Below are 24,759 nucleotides of genomic sequence, written 5' to 3' on the forward strand. Positions count from 1 at the left end.
TTTTTAATCCAGCCGTTATTGTAAGGTTCCATTTTTGGATAACGTAGTTCTGAGTATTCATTTTTATCTAGCTTCCCTATACCTTTCAATAATGAAGTCAATAAAATACCTACTTGCTATTGGCAATACCCTTTTATCCTTGTATGCCAAAGTAATTGTTCGAATAATAGAAGGAGTGATAGTTTTCGTCACAATATTATAGGGACATCTATTTAAGAGAAGTTTCGGTAAAATCGAAATGCCAAGCTCTTGTTCAATCATGGACATGATCGCATAGGGATCATATACTCGGTATTGTGTATCAGGTTCAAAATTGTACTGTTTAAAAACTATTAAAGGTTCATTTATCACTCCCTCATCCAACAGGATATAAGGATCTTTTAGCAATTCTTTTAATGAGACTTTTGTGGATGATGCTAAAGGATGATTTTCTGACAATACAGCCAGCATTTCATCTTCTTGCAAGGGTATCGTAGTTAGATCCGAAACATTTGAATTCACAAAGCCAAAGTCTACGCTGCCTTCTTTAATCCAGTTTGAGATTTCCGTATAATTTCCTTGATGTAATTCAAAATGAACAGTTGGGTAAAGTTCCTTAAAATCTTTGATCAATCCCGGTATCCAATGGCATGTAACACTGGAAAAGGTGCCAATTCGAATAAGGCAACTTTGCAGTCCTTCCATCTCTTTATGCTTTTCAGTCAGTTCCCTATGTGAATTACAAATCTTCCTGATATAGGGCAAAAATTCCTCGCCATCCGGTGTCAGTGTAATACCCTTTCGAGAACGTAAAATAAGAGTGGTAGAAAGCTCTTCCTCCAATGAATGCACCATTTGGCTAATGGCGGACTGAGTATAGCCAAGTTCTTCAGCAGCTTTTGTAAAACTGCCTGTTTCTATGGTTTTGATAAAAGCATAATACGAATTCAACCTCACAATCCCCTTTACATTAGTAATCCTAATAGATCTATTATAAAAATTGGTTTTACTAATGTAAATGGAGGAAATAAAATATAGTTGTGAACAGGACTACGTAAAACAAGCATACTGATTTTGGTTGGGAAGTAATGTTTCACTTGTTAAATTAATTAAAAATATCAGGAACCTATTAGATCAGGAGTTGAAGTAGAAAGATAATGAATATTAACGTTAAATACAGAAATATTATTTATGCATTTTTAATGGCTTTTAGTATGTCCTTTTTTATTTCATTTATATTAGTCTCAATAAATAGTGGGTATGATCATATATTCTTATCTACATGGTTAAAAACTTGGTCCCAGGCTTTTATCTGTGCTTTCTTTGGAGCTTACTTTTTTCCGAGAGTAATACAACAAATAATGAGAAGAATTAATTTTGTGGAAAAACCGCTAATAATTGAGGAAGATTTTTTAGTGAGAGAAGAAGACAATAGATGATGGCCAGTAGAGAATTTGTGGATATTGTTTTAAAGGCATTCCTGAAAGACGGTAAAAAATATGGTTTTTAAGAAGACTGATAAAGAGAGCTGCTCAAATGATGAGCGGCTTTTTTTATGTCCTAATTAAGAAATTTCAAGGCCATGCTACTTTCATCCCGTAAAAGTTTATATAGAGTGTGAAAGGGGGTGAGTGGCATGGCAAACCAGATTCCAGTATCAAGTACGTTGCGGATCGATTTTGAGACGGGGTTAAATGAAAAAGGGGCTCTCGTTTTCAGACGGAAGTCATTTTCGAACATCAAGGTCGATGCGACGGCAGATCAGTTGTTTTCGACAGCTGTTGCAATCGCGAGTGTGCAGAATTATCCAATGGGCGAAGTGACTCGAGTGGATACGTATTCATTGTTTGGCTAATTGGCTTTTGGAAAGTTGGAAGAGGGGGAGGTGACATGAAATGGCTAAAGTACTGGAAATGATTTTCGTTACGAAGGAAGGGCAGTCAGCGACGATTTCTGTTGATAATCCGAAGGAGCCGGTCAGTGTAAATACGGTTAAACAGGCTATGGAAAAAGTGATAGCGGGGAATGTGTTCGTTACATCTTCCGGGGATTTCGTAGATTTGAAAGCGGCGCGCGTTGTCGAGCGAAATGTCGAGGAAGTGGAACTTATCTAAAGAACAGGTAGTTCATCTTTGAAGGACACCCTGGAAGAGAGGTGAATGAAAAGTGGATCAAATCCTGCCATTTGTCAGTGATATTGGGTTCCCGATCATTGTTACCCTTTATTTGCTTCATAGGATTGAAACGAAATTGGATACTTTGAATGAAACGCTTGTGGAGCTGCCAAATCGCTTGCGAGAAGGGATTTCCAAGTCAGGTTAACGAAAAGCGGGGAGCATCATGAGTGATATCATTCATGATGCTCTTCCTTTTAAAAGGGCAAAGTTTTAATAGATTCTAGTTTTATACTGAAACTATCGGGTATACATAAAACTGTAGCTAGTTCATGAAAAATCCAAATAATAAGGAGGAGTTTTAATGACTAACAACAATGAAAAAATGAGCAGGGAAGAAGCTGGCCGCAAAGGCGGGGAAAAGAGTCGCCGTTAAATAGAAGAAGTGACCTGAAGTATTTGTAGATTCTAGTTTTATGGCCGTTCAAGCGGGTATATGACACATGTAGCTAGTTCATGAAAAATCCAAATAATAAGGAGGAGTTTTAATGACTAACAACAATGAAAAAATGAGCAGGGAAGAAGCTGGCCGCAAAGGCGGGGAAGCGACAGCCAAAAATCATGATAAGGAATTTTTCCAGGAAATCGGCCAAAAAGGCGGAGAAGCCACTTCCGAAAACCATGATAAGGAATTCTATCAGGAAATTGGACAAAAAGGCGGAGAGGCGACATCCGAAAATCATGATAAGGAATTTTATCAGGAGATTGGCCAAAAAGGCGGAGAAGCGACATCCGAAAGTCATGGTAAGGAATTCTATCAGGAAATCGGCGAAAAAGGCGGAGAGGCACGGGCCAATCAATGAGATGGCGACGGCAGCTCTGACGGTTCCGGTAATGGAAAAATGAGCCGGGAAGAAGCAGGACGCAAGGGCGGGGAAAAAAGCCGCCGTTAAAATAGAAGGAAAAATCAGTAAAACACATAAATGACCGAGGGAAGTAATTCCCTCGGTTTTTTTATGTTTGTTCAACATCGTGTCCCGGGGAAATGCCTATCACAGCACATTGCAAAGTGTGCTTGGAGTTTAAAGTGGGTAAAGAAATAACACCTAGAAAAGGAAGAGGTGATGAAGAAGTTGATCGTTCATTATTCATTTCCCCGTTTAAAAGTGGGCGGAGTTACATTCACTGCACGGCATTCATTGCTTGCTCTTGGTCTTGCAGGAATCGCTTATCTCCTTTCCAATAAGAGGAAGCATCAAGCTGTATTCAAAACGGCTTCATTGATGTGTAAGATCGAACGGAAGGAAGATTCGATTAAGTTTATTTGGCCTGATGAAGGTGGTTTCTATCGGGTATATAGGGGGAAAGAGCTTATTTACAGCGGCTCGGAGCCAAGTATTGCAGATCGGGGTTTGACTCCAGGAACCATCTATACGTACACGATAGATAGCTTGAATGAAAAAGAACAGGCAGTGAACAGGATGAAAATACAGACATCAACGACCGCCAAGAATAAAAAAGAGGACAATATCCTTTTGGATTTGGTGTTCACCACGATTGTCGCAAAAGGCCAAACCAGCCTGGAATGGGAGCCCATCAAAGGGATAAAGGAGTATAGGGTTTACCGGAACGGCGTGGAGGTTGGGAAAGTGGATGGATGTTCCTTCAGTGATCGGGGCATTAGTGAAGATCGAGCATACACCTACACCATCAAAGCTAAGCGGCCCCTGCCACTTTCAGAGCAAGAGTCCTTTGCGGTGAAATCCCTTTTGGCGAGTATTGTCGGAGCATTTAAAAAAGGTTCTTCCCAAGCACAGGCAGCGATCGAGGAAATAACGAATACCAAAAAGATAGGACCTGTGAAACAACTTTTACAGTCAGTTGAAAACGATGTGGATGGTAAAAAGAAAAGAAATAGGCAGCTTCGCTATTCCACCTTTTTACCGGAAGAGTGGCTGAAAAACCCCAATCTTGCATCAATGGTTCCATATTTTAAAGGTGACAACCGCGGGTTTGATCCTGAATCATCCCGTTACAGGACTAGGGTCGATGTGTATATTCACGAAAATGAGAAGGAAGCCGAGATCGAATTTTTCAAAGCCGTCGGAAAGAGTGAGGCCTACAACCATGATGGGGATTTCCTCGAAGAAGGAGTGGCATCCGATGAAGACATTTTAGTGAAGCGCATATTATCCAATCAAGAGAAAACGACGATACAACTGACACACTCTGTAGGCAACCCGATCATCATCTCTCCTGCCGTGGACTATAAAGTAATCGGGACCTTTTACCGAAATGGCGAAATCAATATAGCCGGCTATCATGACCAGGCACCCCATCACGAAGTCTACCTAAAGGAGGCAGACGAACCAAACTGGCAACCCCTGCACCAAGCGGAAAACAAAGGGCTCGAAATGATGGCGCATCCTACGGCGAACCATTTATGGAGATACTCCACATTTACACAATGAAAAGGACGAAAAGCCATGACCGCTGATTGTCCTTCTTTTTTTGACCATTTCTAATATAACAAACAAAAAGGACCTCGAATACTTTGAAGTCCTTTTTTTTGTTGATGAGGTCTTTTTATAAAAACCGCTTTCGAACACTTGGCGACGGCAACATACAGCTTTCTTCTTTCTTTCCGAACCATTTGTAACGGTTCTTGGCAATGAAGTCATAAACGAAGTTCCGGATGAAGCTTGGAACGATGATGAAACCGTAAAGCAATTTCCATGCTCCTTGTAAGCGGCGGCAAATCCTCAAGGCTGCAGACGATTTATAGTAGGCCTGATCCTTTTCGATCAGCACCATGCTATCTATATCTGCAGGAACATCGTACTTCTTCAGCAACTCTTGACCCGCCTCACTTTGAAGCGAAGCGTAATGAAAAAGCCCCTGTGGATCCCGCTTGATAATGAACTGGACACTCGAATCGCAAAAGTTGCATTCACCATCAAATAAAATGACCGGATTCATGAACATTCCTCCTATAGAGAGACGTTTATCATACTCATGCTTATATAATACACTACCCGTTTTGGTAAGGCGAAAACGTCTGATCAAGTCTCATTCATTTGTAGCCTTTCTGGCTAAAATAAGTGTTCTCTACGTTATTTGAAGAGAAAGTCATGAACCCACTAAAAGGGCAATCACCCTTATAAAGTTATTTCAGGAAAGAAAATGAAAGATATTACCCGAAATGTTTCCAAAATTATTAAAGGGTAATTACTGTTTTATTTCAATTTCAATAATCCATCTCTAAACATTCAGATTTATTTTATTATGACTATATAGGATTTTACTATCATTAAAGGAGCGGCATATGAATAAGTTTTTCTTCATCTTCATTTTGGCTTTAATCCCCTTCGCCTCTACGACTGTAAGTGCAGAATCTGACTTACCTCTCAATAGTGAAGCCGGAATCATTATTGATGCGAAAAGTGGGAACGTATTATACGAAAAAAATATGAAAAAAAGTATGTATCCAGCCAGTCTAACGAAAGTTGCCACTGCTATATATGCTATAGAACATGGGGATCAGAACGAACTGGTGACTGTTAGCAAAAAAGCAGCGGAGGCAGACGGGTCTTCGGTATTCATTGAACCTGGGGAGGAAATAGAGCTTTCCAAATTAATTGCAGGGATGCTAATCAACTCCGGAAATGATGCAGCCATCGCAATTGCCGAGCATATGTCTGGTAGTGAAAAACTGTTCATGGAGGATTTGAATGAGTTTTTAAGAAAAGAAGTAAACGTCACCGATACTCATTTTACGAACCCCCATGGATTGTTTGACAAAGACCATGTAACTACAGCCAGTGACCTTGCGAAAATTACCCAATATGCAATGAAAAATGAAACTTTCCGTGAGTATTTTGGGGAGAAGGAGTTACCATGGGAAGTGGAAACATGGGACACAACTCTAGTTACCCATCATAAAATTTTAAAAGGCGAACTCCCCTATAAGGGAATAACCGGCGGGAAAACCGGTTTCGTCAGTAAATCCGGCTACACCCTGATATCTACTGCTACTAGAGGAGAGCAGGACTTGATTGCCGTCACTCTAAAAGCTCCTTCAGACAAGGTTGCCTACTCTGATACTGAGCTTTTATTCAACTATGGCTTTGAAAACTTTAAATCAGCCAAAATTGATAAAAAAAGCATACTGTATTCAGCAGACTACTCTAATTCCTACACGCTGAACGAAGACTTATACTATACTCATTTAATTAATGATGTACCCAGTGTAAAAACGAGCAATGATGGAATTCTCTCAATCATGAACCAAGAAGGGGAAGCAATAGATTCCTTTGATCTTAAAACGGTCGCTGATGTTAGGAATACAGTATTGCCTGCCCCGATTAAAAAAGAAACAATCAATGATAAGCTAATAAAATTTTCTGTCCCATCTCTAGGATGGGGAGGATTTTAGAACTCGTTACTAAAGAAACATACCGACTGGCTATCAGAGGCGTTGCTGTCTTATACATACCCCAGACACTAAAGGGGAGCTTATAAAAAACAATAAAAGAGTGCACTTATTAACATGAAATAGGTGTACTCTTTTAATTTTTAACCCTTTTTATGATTTAGGTCTAGATGATCCGGACAGAAATATTCTTTTCGTACTGCAAAAAGGTCGTGTTTATAGTTAAGACAACTTAATTATGTGAATCAAGAGAATATTACTTAATTCGATATATTTCCCTAAAATATGTGGGGAATATGTTTTCTATTTATAAAACTAATGGGGCAGTTTAGTTGTAGAGGAGAGTATGTCGCATTTGCTACAAAAAGTGTAATAAAAGCTAAAATAATCAACCGAATTGGAAATGGATTATCTGACCATAATAGTATTAAATAAAACTATTAGGGATGATATCATGATGTATATCTATAATGATTATGGGGGTACACATACCACGTCTTTGGCTGCCGCATATCATTTAAAACAATTACCTCAATCGGAAAGAAAATTAACTTCGGAAGAAATATTAAATGTAAAATATTTTAATAAATTAACGAAAGAAGATTTTGGAAAGCTGATTTTTCGCGGGACCGATGAGGATGGCGACTCAGTTTATACAATTGGACATAAAAGAGACAAACTTGTTGTTCCAGCATTAAAAGAATTGACTTTACTCCTAGAAGAGAAATTTCATTTTAACGAAAAAATAGTATTCTCCAATACATCACCAACTGTACCTATTGCTATGTCCATAGGGGGATATTTATCAAGAGCATTAAAAATTGATTTTATAGGTGTACCATTATTAGTTATAGGTACCAAACAATGCTGTGATAATATTTTTCGGTTGGTTGAAAATACGAAACAAATAGGGAAAGCAGCGAATGGGGAAAAAGTGATTATATTGGAAAATGAAATATATAAGTAATAATGTTTATCTCTGTTAGTAAAAGATTGCTTAGCCCATAGGAATTCGAATGTCGATATATATATTAAGTCAACAATTGATGTTGGCTTTTTTTGTTACGCTTTTGATGAATATGTGCTATAGAAGAGGTGGTGCTTGTTCATCTAACGGATGCATAGGGGATAGATTAATTAATAAGATGGTAATTGAATTGAACCGAACAATAAACCACCACCCGAAAGTGGAGGTTTATTATTGAATCGAGGAAATTACTGCTCTTGTAAGCTGGTTACAGAAACACTTTGTTTTTTATTTGGATCATCAAGGGGATGGATTGTAGCCGTTCCATTTTGTTCATCCACATGCTCAATGTAGATACTTTCCTCATTATAGGTTACAGTAACCATATTTGGTGAAGAAGCAATTTCTTCCGCTCGTTGTGCGTTCATTTTAGCCACCTCCTTTGGACTTGCAACATGTATAATATTTGTTTCTAATTACTTAGATATACCTGTTGTAATTAAATGCTTGCAAGAATCCCTTACCCCCGTACTTAACTAACTGGTGCGTTAGCTGAGAATCGAGTTAAAAGGTTGCTTTTTTATTGAAAGTCTATAAAAGATTGTGAGGGCTTGTACTTAAACTAACTGAAGTTTAGCTGAAGTAGGATTATACCCTGCATAATCGTGCACAGAAAGTCGGATGATTAGTTTCAACTCCTGCTATTCTGTTGATATAAGGGAGGTCATTGAATGGATTTGCTCAAAAATATGAATGGTGCCATTAAATTCATTGAAGACAATCTTACGAATGAAATTGACTTTAAAGAAGTTGCAAGGCTAGCTTATTGTTCGGAATATCATTTTAAAAGGATGTTTTCCTTCCTGGCAGGTATTTCCCTATCCGAGTATATCCGCCGAAGACGACTTACGCTTGCGGCGTTTGAGCTTAAAGATAACACCATAAAGGTCATTGATATAGCGATAAAGTACGGGTACAGCTCACCGGACTCTTTTACAAGGGCGTTTCAACATTTGCATGGTATCACACCATCAGAAGCGAGAAGTAATGGCCATTCACTTAAAGCCTTTCCACCGATGTCCTTCCAATTATCCATTAAAGGAGGCAGCGAAATGAACTACCGAATTGAAGAAAAAGAGGCGTTTCGCATTATTGGAATTAAAAAAAGAGTTCCGATCATTTTTAACGGGGTTAATCCAGAGATTGCATCCATGTGGCAAAGTTTAGACGAGAAAACGATAAATGAACTTAAAGACCTTTCGAATGTCGAGCCAACAGGACTGCTTAGTGCATCTGCGAACTTTTCCGAAGGCAGGCTGGAGGAAAAAGGGGAGCTTGATCATTATATAGGCGCAGCTACAACGAAGGAATGTCCAGATAACTTAACACAGCTTGAAGTTGATGCATCTACATGGGCGGTATTCGAAGCAGTCGGACCTTTTCCTGAAACACTGCAAAATGTATGGGGACGTATTTATTCCGAATGGTTTCCATCCTCTAACTATGAACAAATCGAAGGGCCGGAAATCCTTTGGAACGAAAATAAAGATGTAACCTCACCAACATTTCGAAGTGAAATCTGGATTCCCGTTTTGAAAAAGTAAGCATAGGCGTAAGATTTATCCGAAGAGCTGTTTCGACAGCTCTTATTTATTTTTAGCTGGGGATCGTAGCTGCCTTAGGCAGCTTTTTTATTATGGAACTATCGGTGGCAGGACTAAGCAAAAGAGGTCTTTTTAATATGTTCCGGGAATTAATATTAATAGATTATTGCTAGAACAGGAGGAGGAAATGAATGAAACAAAATATTTATGATAATCAGATTTTCTTTAATGAATATACGTCGTTACGTGAGAGTGGTGTTACCTATAATGATTTTGTCGAACAGCCATCAATTAAATCTACCATTTCAAACCTTAAGGGAAAATCAATATTAGATTTAGGTTGTGGAACTGGTCATTTTTCAAGTTATTGTATAGAAAACGGTGCTTCGAAAGTTTTAGGTGTAGATATTTCAAGAAATATGATTGAACAGGCGAAAAAAGATAACAATCACGAGAAAATAGATTATATGTGTATACCAATAGAAGACCTGGATCTACCGAATCAAAAATTTGACTTAATCATAAGTTCTTTGGCTATTCATTACATAGAAGATTACCCAAACCTAATTAAGAAGATTAATGGATTATTAAAAAAGAACGGTGAATTTATCTTTTCAACTGAACATCCGATAGTTACAGCTCGAAAAGAGATGGATAATTGGATTCACGATAATGAAGGGGTTAAATTACATTGGGCATTGGATAATTATCAGGAAGAAGGAAAAAGGGAACAACATTGGTATATTGACGGTGTGATTATATATCATAGAACCATTTCAACTTTAATAAATACACTTATAGATAATGGGTTTGTAATAGAAAAGATTATTGAACCACAATCAATCCCTGCTGGATTAGAGCAAATGCCGAAATTAATTAATGAAAACCGGAGACCATCTTTTATTATTATTAAATCAAGAAATTGGGATAGGAGCTAACTTGGCAGTTTAGTTGTGAAGGCTCTATAAAAAAAATGTGGGGGCGGAATAATGAATATTGGAAACGAATATTTAAAAATTGTAATTGAAAGATTTAAAAGTGTAAAAAGTCTTGGAGATAAAACGATAAACCAATTATCTGAAGAGGAAATCTATTGGGCTTATAATGACGAGTCAAATAGTATCGCAATAATAGTAAAGCATCTGAGTGGAAATATGGTTTCAAGGTGGACTGACTTTTTAACAACAGACGGAGAGAAGGAATATAGAAATCGTGACGAAGAATTTTCAGATGATATATCTTCAAAATCAGAGCTCACAATTGTTTGAGAAAAGGGTTGGCAAACCCTGATTGATACATTAACTGGTTTAAGTGAGCAAGATTTATTAAAAAAAATATATATTCGTGGAGAAGGTCATTTGGTATTAGAGGCTATTGAGAGGCAAATGGCACATTATTCTTATCATGTGGGGCAAATTGTTTATATTGGTAAACAAGTAAAAAACAATAAATGGGAAAGCCTCAGTATACCAAAGGGGAAATCTGAAGAATATTTAAAACAAATGCTTGATAAACACCGAGAGTAGATCAATCGTTATTGAGTTAACTGGTGCGTTGAAGATAGGAGCTGTCTGTAAGGCAGCTTTTTCATTATGAATAAGAAGTCGAATTTGCACGCATTATTCCTTCTAATACGATTACAATATCGCCCCAACCAAAAATGTTAGTTGATTTCGCACAATTGATAAGGTTTTGGTCACATTTACAACGACCCGGGTATGATTTGTAAGTACCAAAGCAATAATCGTGAGTACGGCAGCAGGTATCAAGAGAGTGAGCTAAATAGAGATTTGAAGAAAAAAAGAAAATTGTCGTTGATGAAGAATGTTTGGTTCAATCCTTTAAAGTTTAAACAAATTAATGGGTGCGTTAGCTGAAGTTCGGAGCTGTCTTTACCGGCACCCTAGAGCAATTGGCTCGGCTCAGCGGTACAACCGTGTAAGGCCCGCGGATACAACCGACCTTTAATTATAATTACGGATCAAATCGTTTGGTAGGATCAAATCTTTTTTTTGTTTTTATAATAATAACATAAATAGAACAGATGTTCCAGTGGTTGTGTGTAAATATATTACATTTTTTTAAACCAGCTCTGTTAAAGGGTATGTTGATTTTCTTGTAGAACTAACGGGGCAGTTTAGCTCAACAAGAAAATGTTAAAATAGGGAGTTGAAAGGTGGTGATGGTGAGTGAATGTATTCCCGGATGAAGACGATCTTCTTTCGTTGTTTGAGTGTGAACCTACATTATTTGATACCACTGAGAAAGGTTTACCATTTTATTATAATAAAGCAACATATCAATTTTCTAATGGAGAGGAAGACTTTATTGTTACACTATCTCCATCTTACGGTGAAGTAAAAATACAAGTAACTCAACCGACTTCAAATAAATTGTTATCACTTTTGGATTTAAAACGAGTTGACAAATTTGAGATTACAGCAGACAAAAGGGAACTTTCAAGTGTACTTTTAACGGTTCTGAATGAGGATTCCCAACAAACAATAGAAATTGATTTTAGGCCAAAATATAAACTGATTTTTAGGGAACATTATACACGGTAAAACTCAGTCTTGTTCACTAACGGATGCTTTACTTCATTACCAGGAGCTGATCAGAAGCTCCTCTTATGCAACGAACAAGATTCATGCAGGTCTAAATTGTAACGGATGCCTCTGTTTTTATTCTGTTAAAGGTTTTATTAAAGTTGAATAGAATTAATGATTTGGATAAATAAACAAAATTGAGGTGTTATCTTGCAGATACTATTAATTCGACATGGTGAGTCAGAAGACGATTTTTTAGAAGAAAATTATGAAGGATCTACAGATTTACCGCTGACTATTAAGGGCGTGGAACAAGTAGAAAAAATGTGTCGTCGTGTTTCAGAAGAGTTTCCACCGGAATTCATATGGTCAAGTACCTTGATTCGTGCCAGTAAAACTGCCGAAACTTTATCCAATACTATCAGATGTCCAGTAACATTCTTGGATGAGTTACGAGAGATGCAAGATAGGGAGAGTGAATCTGATTTTAGATTACGAGCTCAAAATGTACTTTCCCATCTTAGAGAAAACAGTGCAAACTATAAAAGGATTGCGGTTGTGTCCCACGGGGGTATGATTACAAAACTGATTGAAAGTTTTCTTCAATTGCCACACGAAATTGATGATGTGTGGTTTAATTCCAATAATACTGGCATTCATCTTCTTGAGTATACCGAACATCCATATAAACTTATTAGATTTTTAAACAGTACCACTCATTTGAATTAACGTTTGTATGCACTATATAACAAAGGAAGCCCAATTTCTCGTTTGTAACACTGAGAAATTGGGCTTTTATTAGGGTCATCTTCCACTTATTCTTTTATCACGAACTAAGCTTTATAACTGAATCTATAATTTTGTCCCAATCTTCACTATGAATCTCATGCCCTGATCCATCAAGAGTCACTAATTCTGCATGAGGGATGGCTTTCGCAAGTGCAAGCCCGTGCTCGTATGACAGGGCCGGATCTTCTGTGCCATGAATAATGACGACAGGTACGCTGATCTCACCCATTTTATCGTAATACGTGTCCCCGCCTTGCAGCATGGCATGATTAAATCTGCTCGGTAGCTGTTTGGCGCGATTAAACTCTCTTTCCGCCAGCTTACTCATTCTTTTCTGCTCATAAGGTTTGGAACCGGCTAATGTTTTCCATCCTTCCGCAAGGTAAGGGATGACCGCCTCCCGATTTGACCAATCGATGGAAGCACTCTTCGCATGGTGATCCAATATTGTCTGGTCCATTGGAGGCAGTTTTTCCATCACAGTCCCGAACACACTTGATGCAATTAGCGTAAGCGTAAATACGCGTTCCGGATATCTTAAGGCAAGAATCTGACCGATCATACCGCCTAGGGACATTCCGACGATATGAGCTTGCTTTATGGAATAAGCGTCCAGGACACCCACGGCATCGTCAGCCATGTCCGTTATTGTATAGTTGGAAGTACCGGGTTCATAAACGGCCGATCGTCCCAAATCCCGATGATCGTACCGAATGACAAACCTCCCCTGACCAGCGAGTCGGAGACAGAAATCCTCATCCCACCAGTCTAAAGAAGACATGGCCCCCATGATCAAAAGCACAGCAGGGTCCTTAGGGTTTCCAAAGCTTTCCGTACATATATCGACTTTATTTATTTTCAGTATCTGTTCACTCATGTTTTTTACCTCCGTATTAAATATTATCTAATTGCGCAGATCAATAAATTCTTTCCGGAGCATGATTGGCCTGCCCCTTTAATTATCGCAGTCTAACCCACTTAATAATCATGACGAGGCCTCCTTTTATTTTTGTGAAAAGGGGAGGTATCCCTATATTACTGTAACATGGGGAAATCCTTTCTACCACCAAAATTTTCCACATTTTTTCCTCAGGAAAAGACTGCCATGTTATTCCATGAATACAGAAAAGCCCGAATAAAAGAGCACCTTTTTGGTGCCGTTCATTCGGGCTTTTGTTCTTTTGCAAGATGTATTTTATTGTGCTGTATACCCGCCATCTAACACAACTGCCTGGCCGGTGATGCCTCTTGCTTTGTCGCTTGCAAGGAAAATGGCGTAGTCGGCAATTTCGCTTACGTCGAGCAAGCGGTTTTGTGGGACGAGCGGATAGATGACTTCTTCCAAAACGCTTTCCAGCGGTACTTGCCTTGTTTTTGCCAGGTCCTCCAGTTGACCGCGGACGAGAGGTGTGTCCACGTATCCTGGGCAAAGGGCATTTACGGTTATGCCTGAAGAGGCGCTTTCCAAGGCGGCTACTTTCGTTAATCCGATTACACCGTGTTTTGCACTATTGTAAGCTGCTTTGTTGGCGAATCCAATTAGCCCGTTAATGGAAGAGATGTTGATGATTCTGCCGAAGCCTTGTTCTTTCATGATGGGCAAAACGTTCTTGATCGCGATGAATGGAGCGGTCAGCATGATTTTGATCATCAGTTCGAATTTTTCAGTTGGAAACTCTTCGATTGGTGCAACATGTTGAAGGCCGGCGTTATTAATGAAAATATCAATTCTTCCATATTTGTCTTTAGCGTGTTTGATTAGTTGGATAATATCTTCTTCACTTGTTACGTCTGCTTTTAAGCCGATAACATCCAAGCCTTTGTTCCTTAGGTCCAAGGCAGCCTTTTCAACAGTGTTTTGATCAAGGTCGGACAAAACGACCTTTGCGCCATTTTCAGCAAATATCTTTCCAATCTCAAAGCCAATTCCTCTGGCAGATCCGGTAATTATCGCCACTTTATCTTTAACCATATTACATTCCTCCAATAAAAATGTAATGGTCCAGGTCTGTCATTTTAAGTTGGTGAACAGGGATATTTAACTAGGGAAGGGAATATAAAGGGAAGGTTATGAAAATATGGTATAGGTTATTGAGTAAGAGTCTATCATGATTTTCAAAATAACAAAAGAATTTTTGTTTACCCAATTTGCTGGCACAGATATTGCATACATAAAAAGGTGAGTAAAGGCAGGTAATTTAAACGGATAAGAAAGGAGAATCTGGATGATTAAAAAAATAGCCATTATCGGTTCAGGTGTAATGGGGAGTGGAATCGCTCAATCATTTGCAGTTAGCGGGTATTCCGTCACCATCAACGATATAAAGGAAGAGTATCTATCATATGCCCAAAATCGAATCTCTGAGAATCTAGCATTGCTCATTGAAGAAGGGGTTTTGACTGATCGGGAAAAGCAAGGTGCCTTAGCTAATATTACATATAGTGTAGATTTGGAAGGGGCTATAAGGGATGCTGATTTTATCATTGAGGCCATTCCGGAAGTCATCGGGTTGAAGTTGGATCTTTATCAGCAATTGGAGAAGATAATCAAACCGGATGCAATTGTAGCTTCAAATACATCGACCTTTCCGATTTCCCAATTGATGGAGGAGGCCTCGTTTGCGGACCGAATGGTAATCACGCATTTCTTTAACCCTGGCCATTTGGTTCCTTTGGTTGAAGTTGTTCAGCATAACGATACAAAGCCGGAAGTCGTCAAGACAACACTTGATTTGATGCGTAAAATCGGTAAGTCTCCGATTCTCTTGAAAAAAGAAATAGCGGGATTCATTGCTAACCGTTTGCAGACTGCCTTGATGCGGGAAGCCTTTTATCTATTAAAAGAGGGCGTTGCCAATGCTGAGGATATTGATACAGCGATAACGGCAGGACCAGGTTTTCGATGGGCATTTACAGGGCCAATCGAGATTGCCGATTTTGGCGGACTGGATACATGGCAGCGTGTTTTTGATAATGTTTCACCAGTGTTGGATCAGAGTAAGGAAGCCCCTGTTTTGATTCGTGATTTGGTCGAAAAGGGGAAGCTTGGGGCGAAGTCGGGTGAAGGGATTTTCACATATGAGGAATCTACCGTTTCTCAGAAAATCAATGAGAGGGACCGTAATTTTATTAAACTAGGTAAATTAAAAATGGAGAAGGAGGAAGTATTATGAGAGAAGTAGTGATAGTAGGGGCAGCAAGAACACCAGTAGGTGCGTTTGGAGGCAGTCTTGCCAATGTTTCAGCAGTTGACTTGGGAGTTGTGGCAGCAAAGGAAGCGATTAAGCGGGCAAATATCTCGGCTGATATGATCGATGAGGTATTGATCGGAAATATTCTATCTGCTGGATTAGGGCAAAATGTGGCACGTCAGGTTGCGATTCATGCAGGGATTCCGGAAACAACGCCGGCTATGGCCGTTAATAAACTTTGCGGGTCTGGCCTCCGTACGGTAATAATGGGGGCGCAATTCATTGCCCTTGGTGATGCCGATGTGATTCTTGCTGGGGGGATTGAAAGCATGAGCAATGCCCCGTATTTACTTCCAAATTATCGTTTTGGACAGAAAATGGGTAATGCCGAAGCAGTGGATTCAATGACCTATGATGCCTTAACGGATGTTTTCAATCAGTATCATATGGGCGTGACTGCGGAGAATATTGCGGAGCAGTGGGACATCAGCCGGGAAAAGCAGGATGAATTTGCTTTAGATAGCCAATTGAAGGCTGAAAAGGCGCAGCTAGAAGGAAGATTTGCAGATGAAATCGTACCTGTTGAATATAAACGCAGAGGAAAGACGATCTTGGTAGACCAAGATGAGCACCCACGTCATGGGCTGACGATAGACCAGCTAACGAAGCTGCGTCCTGCTTTTAAGGAAAATGGAACGGTTACGGCTGGAAATGCATCCGGAATCAATGATGGTGGGGCGATGTTGGTCCTGATGTCCAAAGAAAAAGCGGACGAGCTGGGACTGGAAACGTTAGCGACAATTAAGTCATATGGAAACGCTGCGCTTGATCCGAAAATCATGGGATACGGCCCAGTGCCTGCGACAAAAAAAGCTTTGGCAAAAGCGGGATTATCAATAGATGATATTGATTTGATGGAAGTGAATGAAGCCTTTGCGGCCCAGTCACTTGCCGTGCTGAAGGACCTTGAATTGAATCCGGAAAAAGTGAATGTAAATGGCGGGGCAATTGCTCTGGGCCACCCGGTAGGTGCATCTGGTGCCCGCATCTTAGTGACATTGTTGTATGAAATGAAGCGCAGAGATGCAAAAACCGGCCTTGCCACCCTATGTATCGGGGGAGGACAGGGAACTGCGCTGATTGTGGAACGTTGATGCATTGGCCTCAATTTCCTATGATATAATGGGGGAAACTTCAGACCGGTTAAGGAGAATGGGAATGGCCAGCGATAATAAAACTGTTCAATTGGAATTGGTGAAAGCGATATTGGAAGAATTACCTTTTGGGGTTTTGGTAACGAAAAACGAAAAAGAAATCGTTTTATGCAATAGCGTATTATCTGAGGCTTTTGCCGAGAATCAATTTGACCTGCAAGTAAATTTAATTATCGAAAAAAACCTTATACCAGACGTAAATACTCCTATTCGTTTGAACGGTAATAATGGGATTGTCAGAAAAGCAATCGTTCAAATGGTTGATGAGGAATATCAGATTTATCTCCTATTGTTTACAAATAATAAAAGTGATTTCCTTAATATCGATAATCATGAAGAAATTCTGTTTAAAGATATCATCGAATTTGCCTATGATGGCTTGGTGATGGTCGATACGGAAGGGTATGTCCAAATGCTGAGCCACGCTTATGCGGATTTTCTTGGAGTCGATCAGGAAAGCTCTATTGGGAGACATGTAACGGATGTCATTGAAAATACCCGTATGCATGTGGTCGCCAAAACTGGAAAGCAAGAGGTCGCTGAATTACAGAAGATTAAAGATAATTATATAATTGCGACACGCTCCCCGATACGGAAACAAGGTAAATTAATGGGAGCGGTCGGGAAGATTCTTTTTAAGAATGTCGGGCAGTTCACTGCTCTTTCCAAGCGGATAAACTCACTTGAAGTAGAGCTGAAAAAGTACAAAGGCGATTTTCGCGAGAGAAATAAGGCCTCCTATACGTTTGATCATTTGATGGGAAGAAGTCCAGAATTCATGGAAGTAAAAGGTCAAGCAAAAATTGCTGCTAAAAGCGACTCAAATGTGTTGATATTGGGTGAAAGCGGAACGGGTAAGGAACTGTTTGCGCATTCAATTCATAATGCCAGCAGACGGGCCATGGGTGTGTTTGTCAAAGTGAACTGTGCCGCCATCCCAGCAGAGCTGCTGGAGTCAGAGCTTTTTGGCTATGAAGAGGGTTCTTTCACTGGTGCAAAAAAAGGCGGAAAAGCAGGTAAGTTCGAAGCGGCTGAAGGCGGGACGATTTTTCTGGATGAAATCGGTGAGCTGCCACTGCATATGCAAGTGAAATTGCTACGTGTTTTACAAGAAAAAGAAATTGAACGGGTCGGCTCGACAGGAAGCATTCCCATTGATGTACGGGTAATCGCTGCAACAAACCGTAATCTGGAGGAAATGGTCTCGAAAGGGGAATTCCGACTTGATATGTATTACCGGTTAAAGGTCATGCAAATCCACGTACCTTCCTTAAGGGAGCGACCGGAGGACATTGAAATACTGGTAAATCATTTTGTTGAAAAGTATCAGAACCTCATGAAAAAACGCGTACAGGGCATGAGTGATCAAGCATTACGGCTCCTTCGCCTTTATAAATGGCCGGGTAATATTCGTGAGTTGGAAAATATCATTGAACGTGCATTGAATATTGTCGATGAAGAGGAAATGATACGTTCCAAGCATCTCCCTAAAGAAATAACGGGACATAAAGAACCAGTATCTATCCGCACTTTGGCAGAAGTAATGGATGAAACTGAACGGTCTGCAATCGTTTCATGTTTGGAAATGACTTCTGGTAATAAATCAGAAACGGCAAAGAGACTCGGAGTGAGCCGAACAACACTGTATGAAAAAATGAATAAATATGGTTTATGACTGTAGAAAAGAACCCTTTTGCAAAGGGTTCTTTCTGAATTTTAAAACAATATTGATTGGAACGGGTGTGCGAAACTCCTGCTTAGAAAAGCGCGTCCAAGGGAGATCCCGCAGGCGCAAAGGCGTCGAGGGCGGACCGCCCGCGGAAAGCGAGTGCCTGGAGTTGAACGCAACGGTCAATTTATACAAATCCTCAAAAAATCATTATTATGGAGTTTGTCTACATTCTGAAGTGCCCTTTAGCCAAAGGGTACTTTTTTAATACTTTAAGAATAGATACACATTTGTGCATGTTTTACACCGTAAATCTTTGGGTGTGTTAAGAAATCCGTACACAAAAAAAGAGGGAATTTGAATGTTGTAAGAAAAGGTTTACACTTTTTTGGGGTTTATGACTTTTGTGTATTGAAACCTTGACAGTTTTAAGAGGTTTCAGCTTTTACAATTTATAAAAAGGGAGATAAAATCTTTGAAAAGGCTTTAAAAGATGATGTTTTTTTAAGTTAGGATAAGTTGGCACAAGAATTGCATAAATACTTTAGTGAATGGCCTATCTGTCATTTTATATGGTGTTTCCACGTAAAATGAAAAGGGATTTTTAATTCAACAGTTTGTTGAAAGCGTTCTCATAAATGAGAAGCACTTAGTAAAATCATTCAGCTTGACTTGGGGAAGGCAGGTTTGGATGGTGAAAGCGGAAAAATTAAAAATATGGAATTTAGGGAGATTAATGTTTCTACTTAAAGGCTTCCGAAATAATTTGGGGGCAAGGGGAGAAAAGAAAAGGGGGAATTAAATTGGTGATTCAAATCTTAGCCATTGCAGTGGCTTTAGGACTTTTAATCTTTTTAGCCTATCGGGGCTATCCGGTCATTATCATAGCGCCGATTGTTACGTTATTGGCGGTCATTTTATCTGGCGGGCATTTGCTGCCGAGTTATACAGAAACATATATGACGTTTGCTGCTAACTATGTAAAAGCATTTTTCCCGATATTTTTATTAGGGGCCGTATTTGGAAAGGTCATGGAGATGAGCGGTGCAGCAGCATCCATTGCCAAGACCATCGTAAAATCACTAGGTTCAAAGCAGGCTATTCTTGCTGTAGTGCTGGCTTGTTCGGCGCTGACATATGGTGGGGTTTCGCTGTTTGTTGTGGCATTCGCCGTTTATCCATTTGCAGCTGCAATTTTTAAAGAAGCAGACATTCCAAAGCGATTATTGCCAGGAACGATAGCATTAGGCGCATTCACTTATACGATGGATGCCCTTCCTGGAACACCACAGATTCAAAATATCATTCCCACGAACTATTTCGGAACAGATACTTATGCAGCTCCATTAATGGGGATTATTGGCGCGATCATGGTATTCACTGGCGGAATGATCTGGTTAGAACGTCGCCGTAAACAAGCGGTGGCAAATGGTGAAGGCTACGGGGAAGGACATATTAATGAACCGGAAAGTGCCGAAGAGCAAAACCTGCCTAACTTTTGGCTGTCCATCGTACCGCTCGTCCTTGTAGTAGTGTTTAATTTTGCTTTCAGTCGCAGTGCCATTTCGGTTAAGCACTGGTATGATGCATCGATGTTGAAGGAATCCTTCAATATTGCCGATGTAAGCACAGTCACTTCATCCTGGTCTTTGATTGTTGCACTGACAATCGGTATTATTGCAGCGATGCTTCTGAATGTTGGGCGTATAAAGGTCAAATTGGCAAGTGGATTAACAGCTGCTGCAATGGGATCTTTGCTTGCAATATTCAATACCGCGTCTGAAGTTGGTTTTGGTAATGTCGTGAAGACGCTTCCTGGATTCTCGGTGATTCAAAACTGGGTGTTCAATGCAAGCGGTAATCCACTCGTATCGGAGGCTATTGCCGTCAATGTACTGGCAGGGATTACAGGATCTGCATCTGGTGGACTTTCGATTGCGTTAGAAGTAATGGGCGGTCACTATTTACAGGTGGCTCAAAGTGTTGGAATCAGCCCGGAAATGCTGCATCGAATTGCATCCATGGCATCTGGCGGAATGGATACGCTTCCACATAACGGTGCCGTTATTACTTTACTTGCTATTACAGGACTGACACATCGTCAATCCTACAAGGATATCTTTGCGATCACGATTTTGAAAACAGTGACTGTGTTCATCCTTGCTTTTGCAACTTCCCTATTTATTTAATAGAATAGTATTAGGAATGGAGATGATGGAAAATGAGTAAATTATTAACATCTTTTGAAAGCGCTATTCAACAAATCGAGGATGGAGCAACGATTATCGTTGGCGGGTTCGGATTAAGCGGAATTCCAGAAAATCTGATTTTTGCTTTGCGTGATAAAGGTGTAAAGGATTTGACTATTGTCAGCAACAATTGTGGAGTCGATGATTGGGGTCTAGGTCTTTTGCTGGAAAATAGACAAATCAAAAAAATGATTGCTTCTTATGTAGGGGAAAATAAATTATTTGAGCAGCAATTTTTAAGTGGAGAGCTGGAGGTCGAGCTAGTTCCCCAAGGAACGCTTGCTGAGCGTCTAAGAGCGGGTGGAGCAGGAATCCCTGCCTTCTATACAGCTACTGGAGTAGGAACGGAAGTCGCCAAAGGTAAAGAACATAAAGAGTTTGATGGTCGCACATACATTATGGAAAAAGGAATAGTCGGAGATTTTTCCTTTGTGAAAGCTTGGAAAGCAGATCATTTCGGTAATCTCGTCTATCGGAAAACGGCAAGAAACTTTAACCCTGTCGTTGCCACCGCGGGGAAAGTCACGATTGTTGAAGTGGAGGAGCTTGTGAACACAGGAGAGCTCGATCCAGATGAAATTCATACTTCAGGGGTTTATGTACAAAAAGTACTTGTAGGAAACCGTTATGAAAAACGAATTGAAAAACTTACAACTGCTAACTCATAAAAAGGAGGAGTATTCGAATGACTAGACAACAAATTTTAGAACGGGCCGTTAAAGAAATCCAAGATGGTATGTGTGTAAATTTAGGAATCGGAATGCCGACCTTGATTGCTAACATGATTCCAAATGACTTTAATGTTATGCTTCAATCGGAAAATGGCTTACTGGGAATCGGACCATATCCAGAAAAAGATGCAGTCGATCCGGATTTGATTAATGCAGGAAAAGAAACAGTAACGGCAAAAGCCGGGGCATCATTTTTTGATAGTGCTGAATCGTTTGCAATGATTCGCGGCGGCCACATCGATCTAGCTATTTTAGGCGGGATGGAAGTTTCCGAAAATGGGGACTTGGCAAACTGGATGATTCCAGGGAAGATGGTAAAAGGAATGGGAGGAGCGATGGACCTCGTCCAAGGAGCAAAACGGATCGTTGTCATCATGGACCATGTGAACAAGCATGGGGAATCCAAAGTGAAAAAGAGTTGTACACTGCCATTGACGGGTGAAAAGGTCGTCCATTGCCTGATTACCGAATTGGCCGTATTTCATTTTACAGAAGCGGGTATGGAATTGATTGAATTGCAAAATGGCATAACACTTGATGAAGTGAAAAGTAAAACAGAGGCTGACTTTACCATAAGCCCCTCTATTGAAATTAAGGCATAGTAAGAGATTACTTGAATTGACCTATCAGGGAAATGGATAAAACTCATTATTAGGCTACTTTCAGTTCGTAAACGGGCGGACGGAGGTAGTCTAATTTTTTTGTTGTTGAAATAAATTCCCTTTCTATAGTTAAAAAGCAGTTTGTATTTTACTAGAGATTGTGGAGGGAAAACAGGCTTTTCAATTCAGTTATCAATCTTAGGTAAATTATTATCTTCTCCATTTTTTACATAGAGTTTGTATGGAGAAATAAAAAAATTGTAGGTAAACACGGTTTTCATCGAGTTCGTCTACAGTCTGAAAGAAGGAATTCTTATTAAAAGAATTCCTTCTTTGCATATTAATTGTTAAGAAATGATTTTTCGAAGAATTCCAGAAGATACTCTAGAGTGATTGGATCACTGTAAGTTGATGCTTTACTATTTATTTCAAATACACGATCGTTCTTAACGGCAGGTATATTTTTCCATGAATCAGTCTCCAAAAATGAATTAACAACATCCGGATTTTTACTAAAGATCATATAATCTCCAGCATACTCAGGAAGCACTTCCGATGAGAGGACATAAATGCCTGATTTAAGTGCCTTTTCTTTTACTTTCTCAGGCATTTTCAAATCCATTGCTTGATACAATATTTCTGTCCCGCGTGCATAATTATTTCCAAATACATAAAACTCCTTAGCATCATTTTCAATCACGGAAACGGTTGCATCTTCACCAATTTTTGCACGTATCGCTTCTCCTGCGGATTCTGCACGCGTTTTGAAATCATTAACCCATTCTTTTGCTTCCTTTTCTTTGTTTAAGAGTTTTCCGATTTCTATCTGCTGTGATAAATAATCCAATTTTCCCCAAGTGAATACTACAGTAGGAGCAATGTCGTTTAGTTTGCCAATATTTTTCATCTCGGATCCTGCTATGATTAGGTCCGGTTCCAGTTCGATGATTTTCTCTAGGCTATCTTCTGAAACGACTTCCACTCCCTTAAGCTTTTCTTGAAAAAGGGGGTTCATATTAGTCCATTGATCTATCCCAACGATATTACCTTCTAAAGCCAAAACATTAGGTCCATTAGAGAGAGCAATTATTCTTTTTGGGTTTTTAGGAATCTCAATAGGGCCAGTTTCTGATTGATAGGTAAATGTTTCTTTTTTAGTCTTGGATGCATTATCTTCGTTCGCTGTCTCGTTGTTCCCACAAGCACTAAGAATAAGTACGAACAAGAGTAGGAATGGTATGAATAGTTTTTTCATTCTGATTTTCTCCTTGCTAATTATGGTATAGGTTAAAAAAATGTATGTAATTAGTAATGATATTCATTTTCAATTACTACTTAATATGTTAATAGGAATGATAATCATTGTCAATTACTTTCGCCAGATTGCTAAACTCATTGAACTAAACTATCCGCCCCTACTTGTAGAAACATGTTTAAGGCTGGTTGGGGCGAAGCTATGAAAATAAATGGAGGAGTAAGGGGACTGGTAAATGATCGGCAGTGTTGGTCTAGATGTGGCAAAGGAAGAGAGCCAAGTAAGATGGATCAGAACTGAAGAACCTTCAATAGGCATAATCAATTAACGAAGCCTTTAATAATAAAATGGAAATATTCCAGCCATGCTACTTTTCCGTTAAAAAGGCTTATATAAGGTTTAAAGGAGGGATTACATTGACAGTAGCATTACAAACATTATTGGATAAATCAGTGAAAAAGATGGGCACAGGGATGAATCCAGTGGTGAAGGCATCAGCATTGGAAATGATCGAACGTGCTTATAATGAAGGGATTTATGTACAGATAAGTGCTGGCCACCGCTCTTTGGAAGAACAAGCTGCGCTTTATGGCCAAGGAAGAGTTTACAGCTACAATGGAAAAAACTATAGTAATCTAGCTAAGCCTAATGTGACAAACGCTAAACCAGGCCAGTCTTATCATAATTTTGGACTGGCTATTGATTTTTTCACTGTGAGTGATGATGGCAAGAAAGCGAACTGGACAGTGAATTCAAAGTGGCAGCGTGTAGCTGCTATAGGTAAGGATTTAGGATTTAAATGGGGCGGGGATTGGAGTTCATTCAAGGATTATCCCCACTTGGAAATGACGGGTGGGCTATCCTATTCACAGTTACAAGCAGGGAAAGAACCTCAGCTTACCTTTAAATTCGAAAAAACGGATATCCCGAAAATCAGCAAAGGAGATACCCATATAATTTCCATGCAAAAAACGTTAAATAGCCGGTATAAAGCAGCAATTTCCGTTGATGGGTTTTACGGTCCCGAAACTCGATCGGCCCTTATAAAAGCTTTACAAACGGAACTGAATAAGCAATTCAATAAAAAGCTTGCTGTCGATGGAAAATGGGGACCTAAAACCAAGACTGCGCTCGTCACCGTAAAAAAAGGAGCTGCAGGCAATATCACATGGATTCTCCAAGCAGCACTTTACATGGAAGGCTTTAACCCTGGGCCCCTTGATGCAGAATTCGGGGAGAATACAGAGATGGCATTATTTAAATACCAAAAGGCAAGCAAGATTTCTGCAGATAAGCAAGCAGGTAAAGAAACATGGAATGAATTGTTTGCTTGATAGAGAATGCGGGTAAATGATGGCGGATTTGATCCTACACAGCAATAATTCGACCAACATCGTAATAATCCACCTACACCAAA

Annotated in this window: 25 protein-coding genes and 1 pseudogene; 20 read left to right on the plus strand and 6 right to left on the minus strand. The window is 39.6% G+C overall.

Annotated elements, in window-relative coordinates:
- Window positions 1-63 precede the first annotated feature (63 nt).
- Window positions 64-930 carry a LysR family transcriptional regulator gene (locus QUF86_RS11510; RefSeq protein WP_289334420.1) on the minus strand — a complete coding sequence of 289 codons (867 nt, stop codon included), beginning with the start codon at window positions 928-930 and terminating at the stop codon, window positions 64-66.
- Between the two features lie 206 nt (window positions 931-1,136).
- Here QUF86_RS11510 and QUF86_RS11515 point away from each other — a divergent pair, with 206 nt between their 5' ends.
- From QUF86_RS11515 to QUF86_RS11540, 6 genes are all read left to right on the plus strand, one after another.
- Window positions 1,137-1,418 carry a DUF2798 domain-containing protein gene (locus tag QUF86_RS11515; RefSeq protein ID WP_430102859.1) on the plus strand — a complete coding sequence of 94 codons (282 nt, stop codon included), beginning with the start codon at window positions 1,137-1,139 and terminating at the stop codon, window positions 1,416-1,418.
- Window positions 1,419-1,615: 197 nt separating this feature from the next.
- The gene (locus tag QUF86_RS11520; protein ID WP_289334421.1) at window positions 1,616-1,834 is read left to right on the plus strand and encodes a DUF1659 domain-containing protein; all 219 of its coding nucleotides are present in this window, start codon (window positions 1,616-1,618) and stop codon (window positions 1,832-1,834) included.
- A gap of 40 nt (window positions 1,835-1,874) precedes the next feature.
- Complete coding sequence (locus QUF86_RS11525) at window positions 1,875-2,093, plus strand: DUF2922 domain-containing protein (protein ID WP_289315091.1); 219 nt, start codon at window positions 1,875-1,877, stop codon at window positions 2,091-2,093.
- Between the two features lie 52 nt (window positions 2,094-2,145).
- Complete coding sequence (locus tag QUF86_RS11530; RefSeq protein ID WP_289315092.1) at window positions 2,146-2,301, plus strand: YvrJ family protein; 156 nt, start codon at window positions 2,146-2,148, stop codon at window positions 2,299-2,301.
- A 340-nt stretch (window positions 2,302-2,641) separates the two neighbouring features.
- On the plus strand, window positions 2,642-2,956 hold the full coding sequence (locus QUF86_RS11535; RefSeq protein WP_289334422.1) for a KGG domain-containing protein: 315 nt from the start codon (window positions 2,642-2,644) through the stop codon (window positions 2,954-2,956).
- Between the two features lie 261 nt (window positions 2,957-3,217).
- A complete protein-coding gene (locus tag QUF86_RS11540) occupies window positions 3,218-4,564 on the plus strand; it encodes a DUF3238 domain-containing protein (protein WP_289334423.1) in 1,347 nt (448 codons plus the stop codon).
- A gap of 115 nt (window positions 4,565-4,679) precedes the next feature.
- Here the strand turns inward: QUF86_RS11540 and QUF86_RS11545 are convergent, their stop codons facing one another.
- The gene (locus QUF86_RS11545; RefSeq protein ID WP_289315095.1) at window positions 4,680-5,072 is read right to left on the minus strand and encodes a thiol-disulfide oxidoreductase DCC family protein; all 393 of its coding nucleotides are present in this window, start codon (window positions 5,070-5,072) and stop codon (window positions 4,680-4,682) included.
- A 346-nt stretch (window positions 5,073-5,418) separates the two neighbouring features.
- On the opposite strand from QUF86_RS11545, the gene QUF86_RS11550 reads away from it, so the two are divergent.
- Both QUF86_RS11550 and QUF86_RS11555 read left to right on the plus strand, forming a co-directional pair.
- Entirely contained in the window at window positions 5,419-6,528 is a 1,110-nt protein-coding gene (locus tag QUF86_RS11550) for a D-alanyl-D-alanine carboxypeptidase family protein (RefSeq protein ID WP_289334424.1), read from the plus strand.
- Window positions 6,529-6,979: 451 nt separating this feature from the next.
- On the plus strand, window positions 6,980-7,492 hold the full coding sequence (locus QUF86_RS11555; protein ID WP_289315097.1) for a DUF3189 family protein: 513 nt from the start codon (window positions 6,980-6,982) through the stop codon (window positions 7,490-7,492).
- A 248-nt stretch (window positions 7,493-7,740) separates the two neighbouring features.
- Here QUF86_RS11555 and QUF86_RS11560 read toward each other — a convergent pair whose 3' ends face one another.
- A complete protein-coding gene (locus tag QUF86_RS11560) occupies window positions 7,741-7,920 on the minus strand; it encodes a small acid-soluble spore protein H (protein ID WP_054399815.1) in 180 nt (59 codons plus the stop codon).
- A 303-nt stretch (window positions 7,921-8,223) separates the two neighbouring features.
- Between QUF86_RS11560 and QUF86_RS11565 the strand changes: the two genes are divergently transcribed.
- From QUF86_RS11565 to QUF86_RS11585, 5 genes and pseudogenes are all read left to right on the plus strand, one after another.
- Window positions 8,224-9,096, plus strand: a complete 873-nt coding sequence (locus QUF86_RS11565; protein WP_289334425.1) for an AraC family transcriptional regulator — start codon at window positions 8,224-8,226, stop codon at window positions 9,094-9,096.
- 191 nt (window positions 9,097-9,287) lie between these two features.
- Window positions 9,288-10,034 carry a class I SAM-dependent methyltransferase gene (locus QUF86_RS11570; protein ID WP_289334426.1) on the plus strand — a complete coding sequence of 249 codons (747 nt, stop codon included), beginning with the start codon at window positions 9,288-9,290 and terminating at the stop codon, window positions 10,032-10,034.
- A gap of 51 nt (window positions 10,035-10,085) precedes the next feature.
- Window positions 10,086-10,622: pseudogene (locus QUF86_RS11575) on the plus strand (DUF1572 domain-containing protein).
- Window positions 10,623-11,285: 663 nt separating this feature from the next.
- Window positions 11,286-11,660, plus strand: a complete 375-nt coding sequence (locus tag QUF86_RS11580; RefSeq protein WP_289315101.1) for a hypothetical protein — start codon at window positions 11,286-11,288, stop codon at window positions 11,658-11,660.
- A 192-nt stretch (window positions 11,661-11,852) separates the two neighbouring features.
- Window positions 11,853-12,371, plus strand: a complete 519-nt coding sequence (locus QUF86_RS11585) for a histidine phosphatase family protein (protein WP_289315102.1) — start codon at window positions 11,853-11,855, stop codon at window positions 12,369-12,371.
- A gap of 97 nt (window positions 12,372-12,468) precedes the next feature.
- On the opposite strand, the gene mleCBF is transcribed toward QUF86_RS11585, so the two are convergent.
- Both mleCBF and QUF86_RS11595 read right to left on the minus strand, forming a co-directional pair.
- Window positions 12,469-13,308 carry a CBF family alpha/beta fold macrolide esterase gene (gene mleCBF, locus QUF86_RS11590; RefSeq protein ID WP_289334427.1) on the minus strand — a complete coding sequence of 280 codons (840 nt, stop codon included), beginning with the start codon at window positions 13,306-13,308 and terminating at the stop codon, window positions 12,469-12,471.
- 318 nt (window positions 13,309-13,626) lie between these two features.
- On the minus strand, window positions 13,627-14,403 hold the full coding sequence (locus QUF86_RS11595; RefSeq protein WP_289334428.1) for a 3-hydroxybutyrate dehydrogenase: 777 nt from the start codon (window positions 14,401-14,403) through the stop codon (window positions 13,627-13,629).
- Between the two features lie 253 nt (window positions 14,404-14,656).
- On the opposite strand from QUF86_RS11595, the gene QUF86_RS11600 reads away from it, so the two are divergent.
- From QUF86_RS11600 to QUF86_RS11625, 6 genes are all read left to right on the plus strand, one after another.
- The gene (locus QUF86_RS11600; protein WP_289334429.1) at window positions 14,657-15,604 is read left to right on the plus strand and encodes a 3-hydroxyacyl-CoA dehydrogenase family protein; all 948 of its coding nucleotides are present in this window, start codon (window positions 14,657-14,659) and stop codon (window positions 15,602-15,604) included.
- Window positions 15,601-16,776: an acetyl-CoA C-acetyltransferase gene (locus QUF86_RS11605; protein ID WP_289334430.1), complete on the plus strand. Its 1,176-nt coding sequence runs from the start codon at window positions 15,601-15,603 to the stop codon at window positions 16,774-16,776. The genes QUF86_RS11600 and QUF86_RS11605 overlap by 4 nt, the downstream gene beginning before the upstream one ends.
- Before the next feature lie 64 nt (window positions 16,777-16,840).
- Entirely contained in the window at window positions 16,841-18,511 is a 1,671-nt protein-coding gene (locus tag QUF86_RS11610) for a sigma-54 interaction domain-containing protein (RefSeq protein ID WP_289334431.1), read from the plus strand.
- A 797-nt stretch (window positions 18,512-19,308) separates the two neighbouring features.
- The gene (locus QUF86_RS11615) at window positions 19,309-20,694 is read left to right on the plus strand and encodes a GntP family permease (RefSeq protein WP_289315108.1); all 1,386 of its coding nucleotides are present in this window, start codon (window positions 19,309-19,311) and stop codon (window positions 20,692-20,694) included.
- Between the two features lie 32 nt (window positions 20,695-20,726).
- The gene (locus QUF86_RS11620) at window positions 20,727-21,422 is read left to right on the plus strand and encodes a CoA transferase subunit A (protein WP_289315109.1); all 696 of its coding nucleotides are present in this window, start codon (window positions 20,727-20,729) and stop codon (window positions 21,420-21,422) included.
- Window positions 21,423-21,439: 17 nt separating this feature from the next.
- The gene (locus tag QUF86_RS11625; RefSeq protein WP_370016234.1) at window positions 21,440-22,087 is read left to right on the plus strand and encodes a 3-oxoacid CoA-transferase subunit B; all 648 of its coding nucleotides are present in this window, start codon (window positions 21,440-21,442) and stop codon (window positions 22,085-22,087) included.
- Between the two features lie 340 nt (window positions 22,088-22,427).
- Here the strand turns inward: QUF86_RS11625 and QUF86_RS11630 are convergent, their stop codons facing one another.
- The gene (locus tag QUF86_RS11630; RefSeq protein WP_289315110.1) at window positions 22,428-23,342 is read right to left on the minus strand and encodes an iron-hydroxamate ABC transporter substrate-binding protein; all 915 of its coding nucleotides are present in this window, start codon (window positions 23,340-23,342) and stop codon (window positions 22,428-22,430) included.
- Between the two features lie 416 nt (window positions 23,343-23,758).
- Here QUF86_RS11630 and QUF86_RS11635 point away from each other — a divergent pair, with 416 nt between their 5' ends.
- Window positions 23,759-24,676 (plus strand): peptidoglycan-binding protein, encoded by a 918-nt coding sequence (locus QUF86_RS11635; protein ID WP_289334432.1) that lies wholly within the window; start codon window positions 23,759-23,761, stop codon window positions 24,674-24,676.
- Window positions 24,677-24,759 lie beyond the last annotated feature (83 nt).

Origin of the sequence: Peribacillus sp. NJ11 (assembly GCF_030348405.1) — a bacterium.
GTDB lineage: Bacteria > Bacillota > Bacilli > Bacillales > DSM-1321 > Peribacillus.

Coding starts and splice junctions, on each gene's coding strand:
- QUF86_RS11600 (WP_289334429.1), top strand. CDS start 14,657: ATGATTAAAAAAATAGCCATTATCGGTTCAGGTGTAATGGGGAGTGGA.
- QUF86_RS11565 (WP_289334425.1), top strand. CDS start 8,224: ATGGATTTGCTCAAAAATATGAATGGTGCCATTAAATTCATTGAAGAC.
- QUF86_RS11625 (WP_370016234.1), top strand. CDS start 21,440: ATGACTAGACAACAAATTTTAGAACGGGCCGTTAAAGAAATCCAAGAT.
- QUF86_RS11550 (WP_289334424.1), top strand. CDS start 5,419: ATGAATAAGTTTTTCTTCATCTTCATTTTGGCTTTAATCCCCTTCGCC.
- QUF86_RS11555 (WP_289315097.1), top strand. CDS start 6,980: ATGATGTATATCTATAATGATTATGGGGGTACACATACCACGTCTTTG.
- QUF86_RS11630 (WP_289315110.1), bottom strand. CDS start 23,342: ATGAAAAAACTATTCATACCATTCCTACTCTTGTTCGTACTTATTCTT.
- QUF86_RS11545 (WP_289315095.1), bottom strand. CDS start 5,072: ATGAATCCGGTCATTTTATTTGATGGTGAATGCAACTTTTGCGATTCG.
- mleCBF (WP_289334427.1), bottom strand. CDS start 13,308: ATGAGTGAACAGATACTGAAAATAAATAAAGTCGATATATGTACGGAA.
- QUF86_RS11540 (WP_289334423.1), top strand. CDS start 3,218: ATGAAGAAGTTGATCGTTCATTATTCATTTCCCCGTTTAAAAGTGGGC.
- QUF86_RS11605 (WP_289334430.1), top strand. CDS start 15,601: ATGAGAGAAGTAGTGATAGTAGGGGCAGCAAGAACACCAGTAGGTGCG.
- QUF86_RS11620 (WP_289315109.1), top strand. CDS start 20,727: ATGAGTAAATTATTAACATCTTTTGAAAGCGCTATTCAACAAATCGAG.
- QUF86_RS11535 (WP_289334422.1), top strand. CDS start 2,642: ATGACTAACAACAATGAAAAAATGAGCAGGGAAGAAGCTGGCCGCAAA.
- QUF86_RS11560 (WP_054399815.1), bottom strand. CDS start 7,920: ATGAACGCACAACGAGCGGAAGAAATTGCTTCTTCACCAAATATGGTT.
- QUF86_RS11595 (WP_289334428.1), bottom strand. CDS start 14,403: ATGGTTAAAGATAAAGTGGCGATAATTACCGGATCTGCCAGAGGAATT.
- QUF86_RS11520 (WP_289334421.1), top strand. CDS start 1,616: ATGGCAAACCAGATTCCAGTATCAAGTACGTTGCGGATCGATTTTGAG.
- QUF86_RS11610 (WP_289334431.1), top strand. CDS start 16,841: ATGGCCAGCGATAATAAAACTGTTCAATTGGAATTGGTGAAAGCGATA.
- QUF86_RS11570 (WP_289334426.1), top strand. CDS start 9,288: ATGAAACAAAATATTTATGATAATCAGATTTTCTTTAATGAATATACG.
- QUF86_RS11525 (WP_289315091.1), top strand. CDS start 1,875: ATGGCTAAAGTACTGGAAATGATTTTCGTTACGAAGGAAGGGCAGTCA.
- QUF86_RS11515 (WP_430102859.1), top strand. CDS start 1,137: ATGAATATTAACGTTAAATACAGAAATATTATTTATGCATTTTTAATG.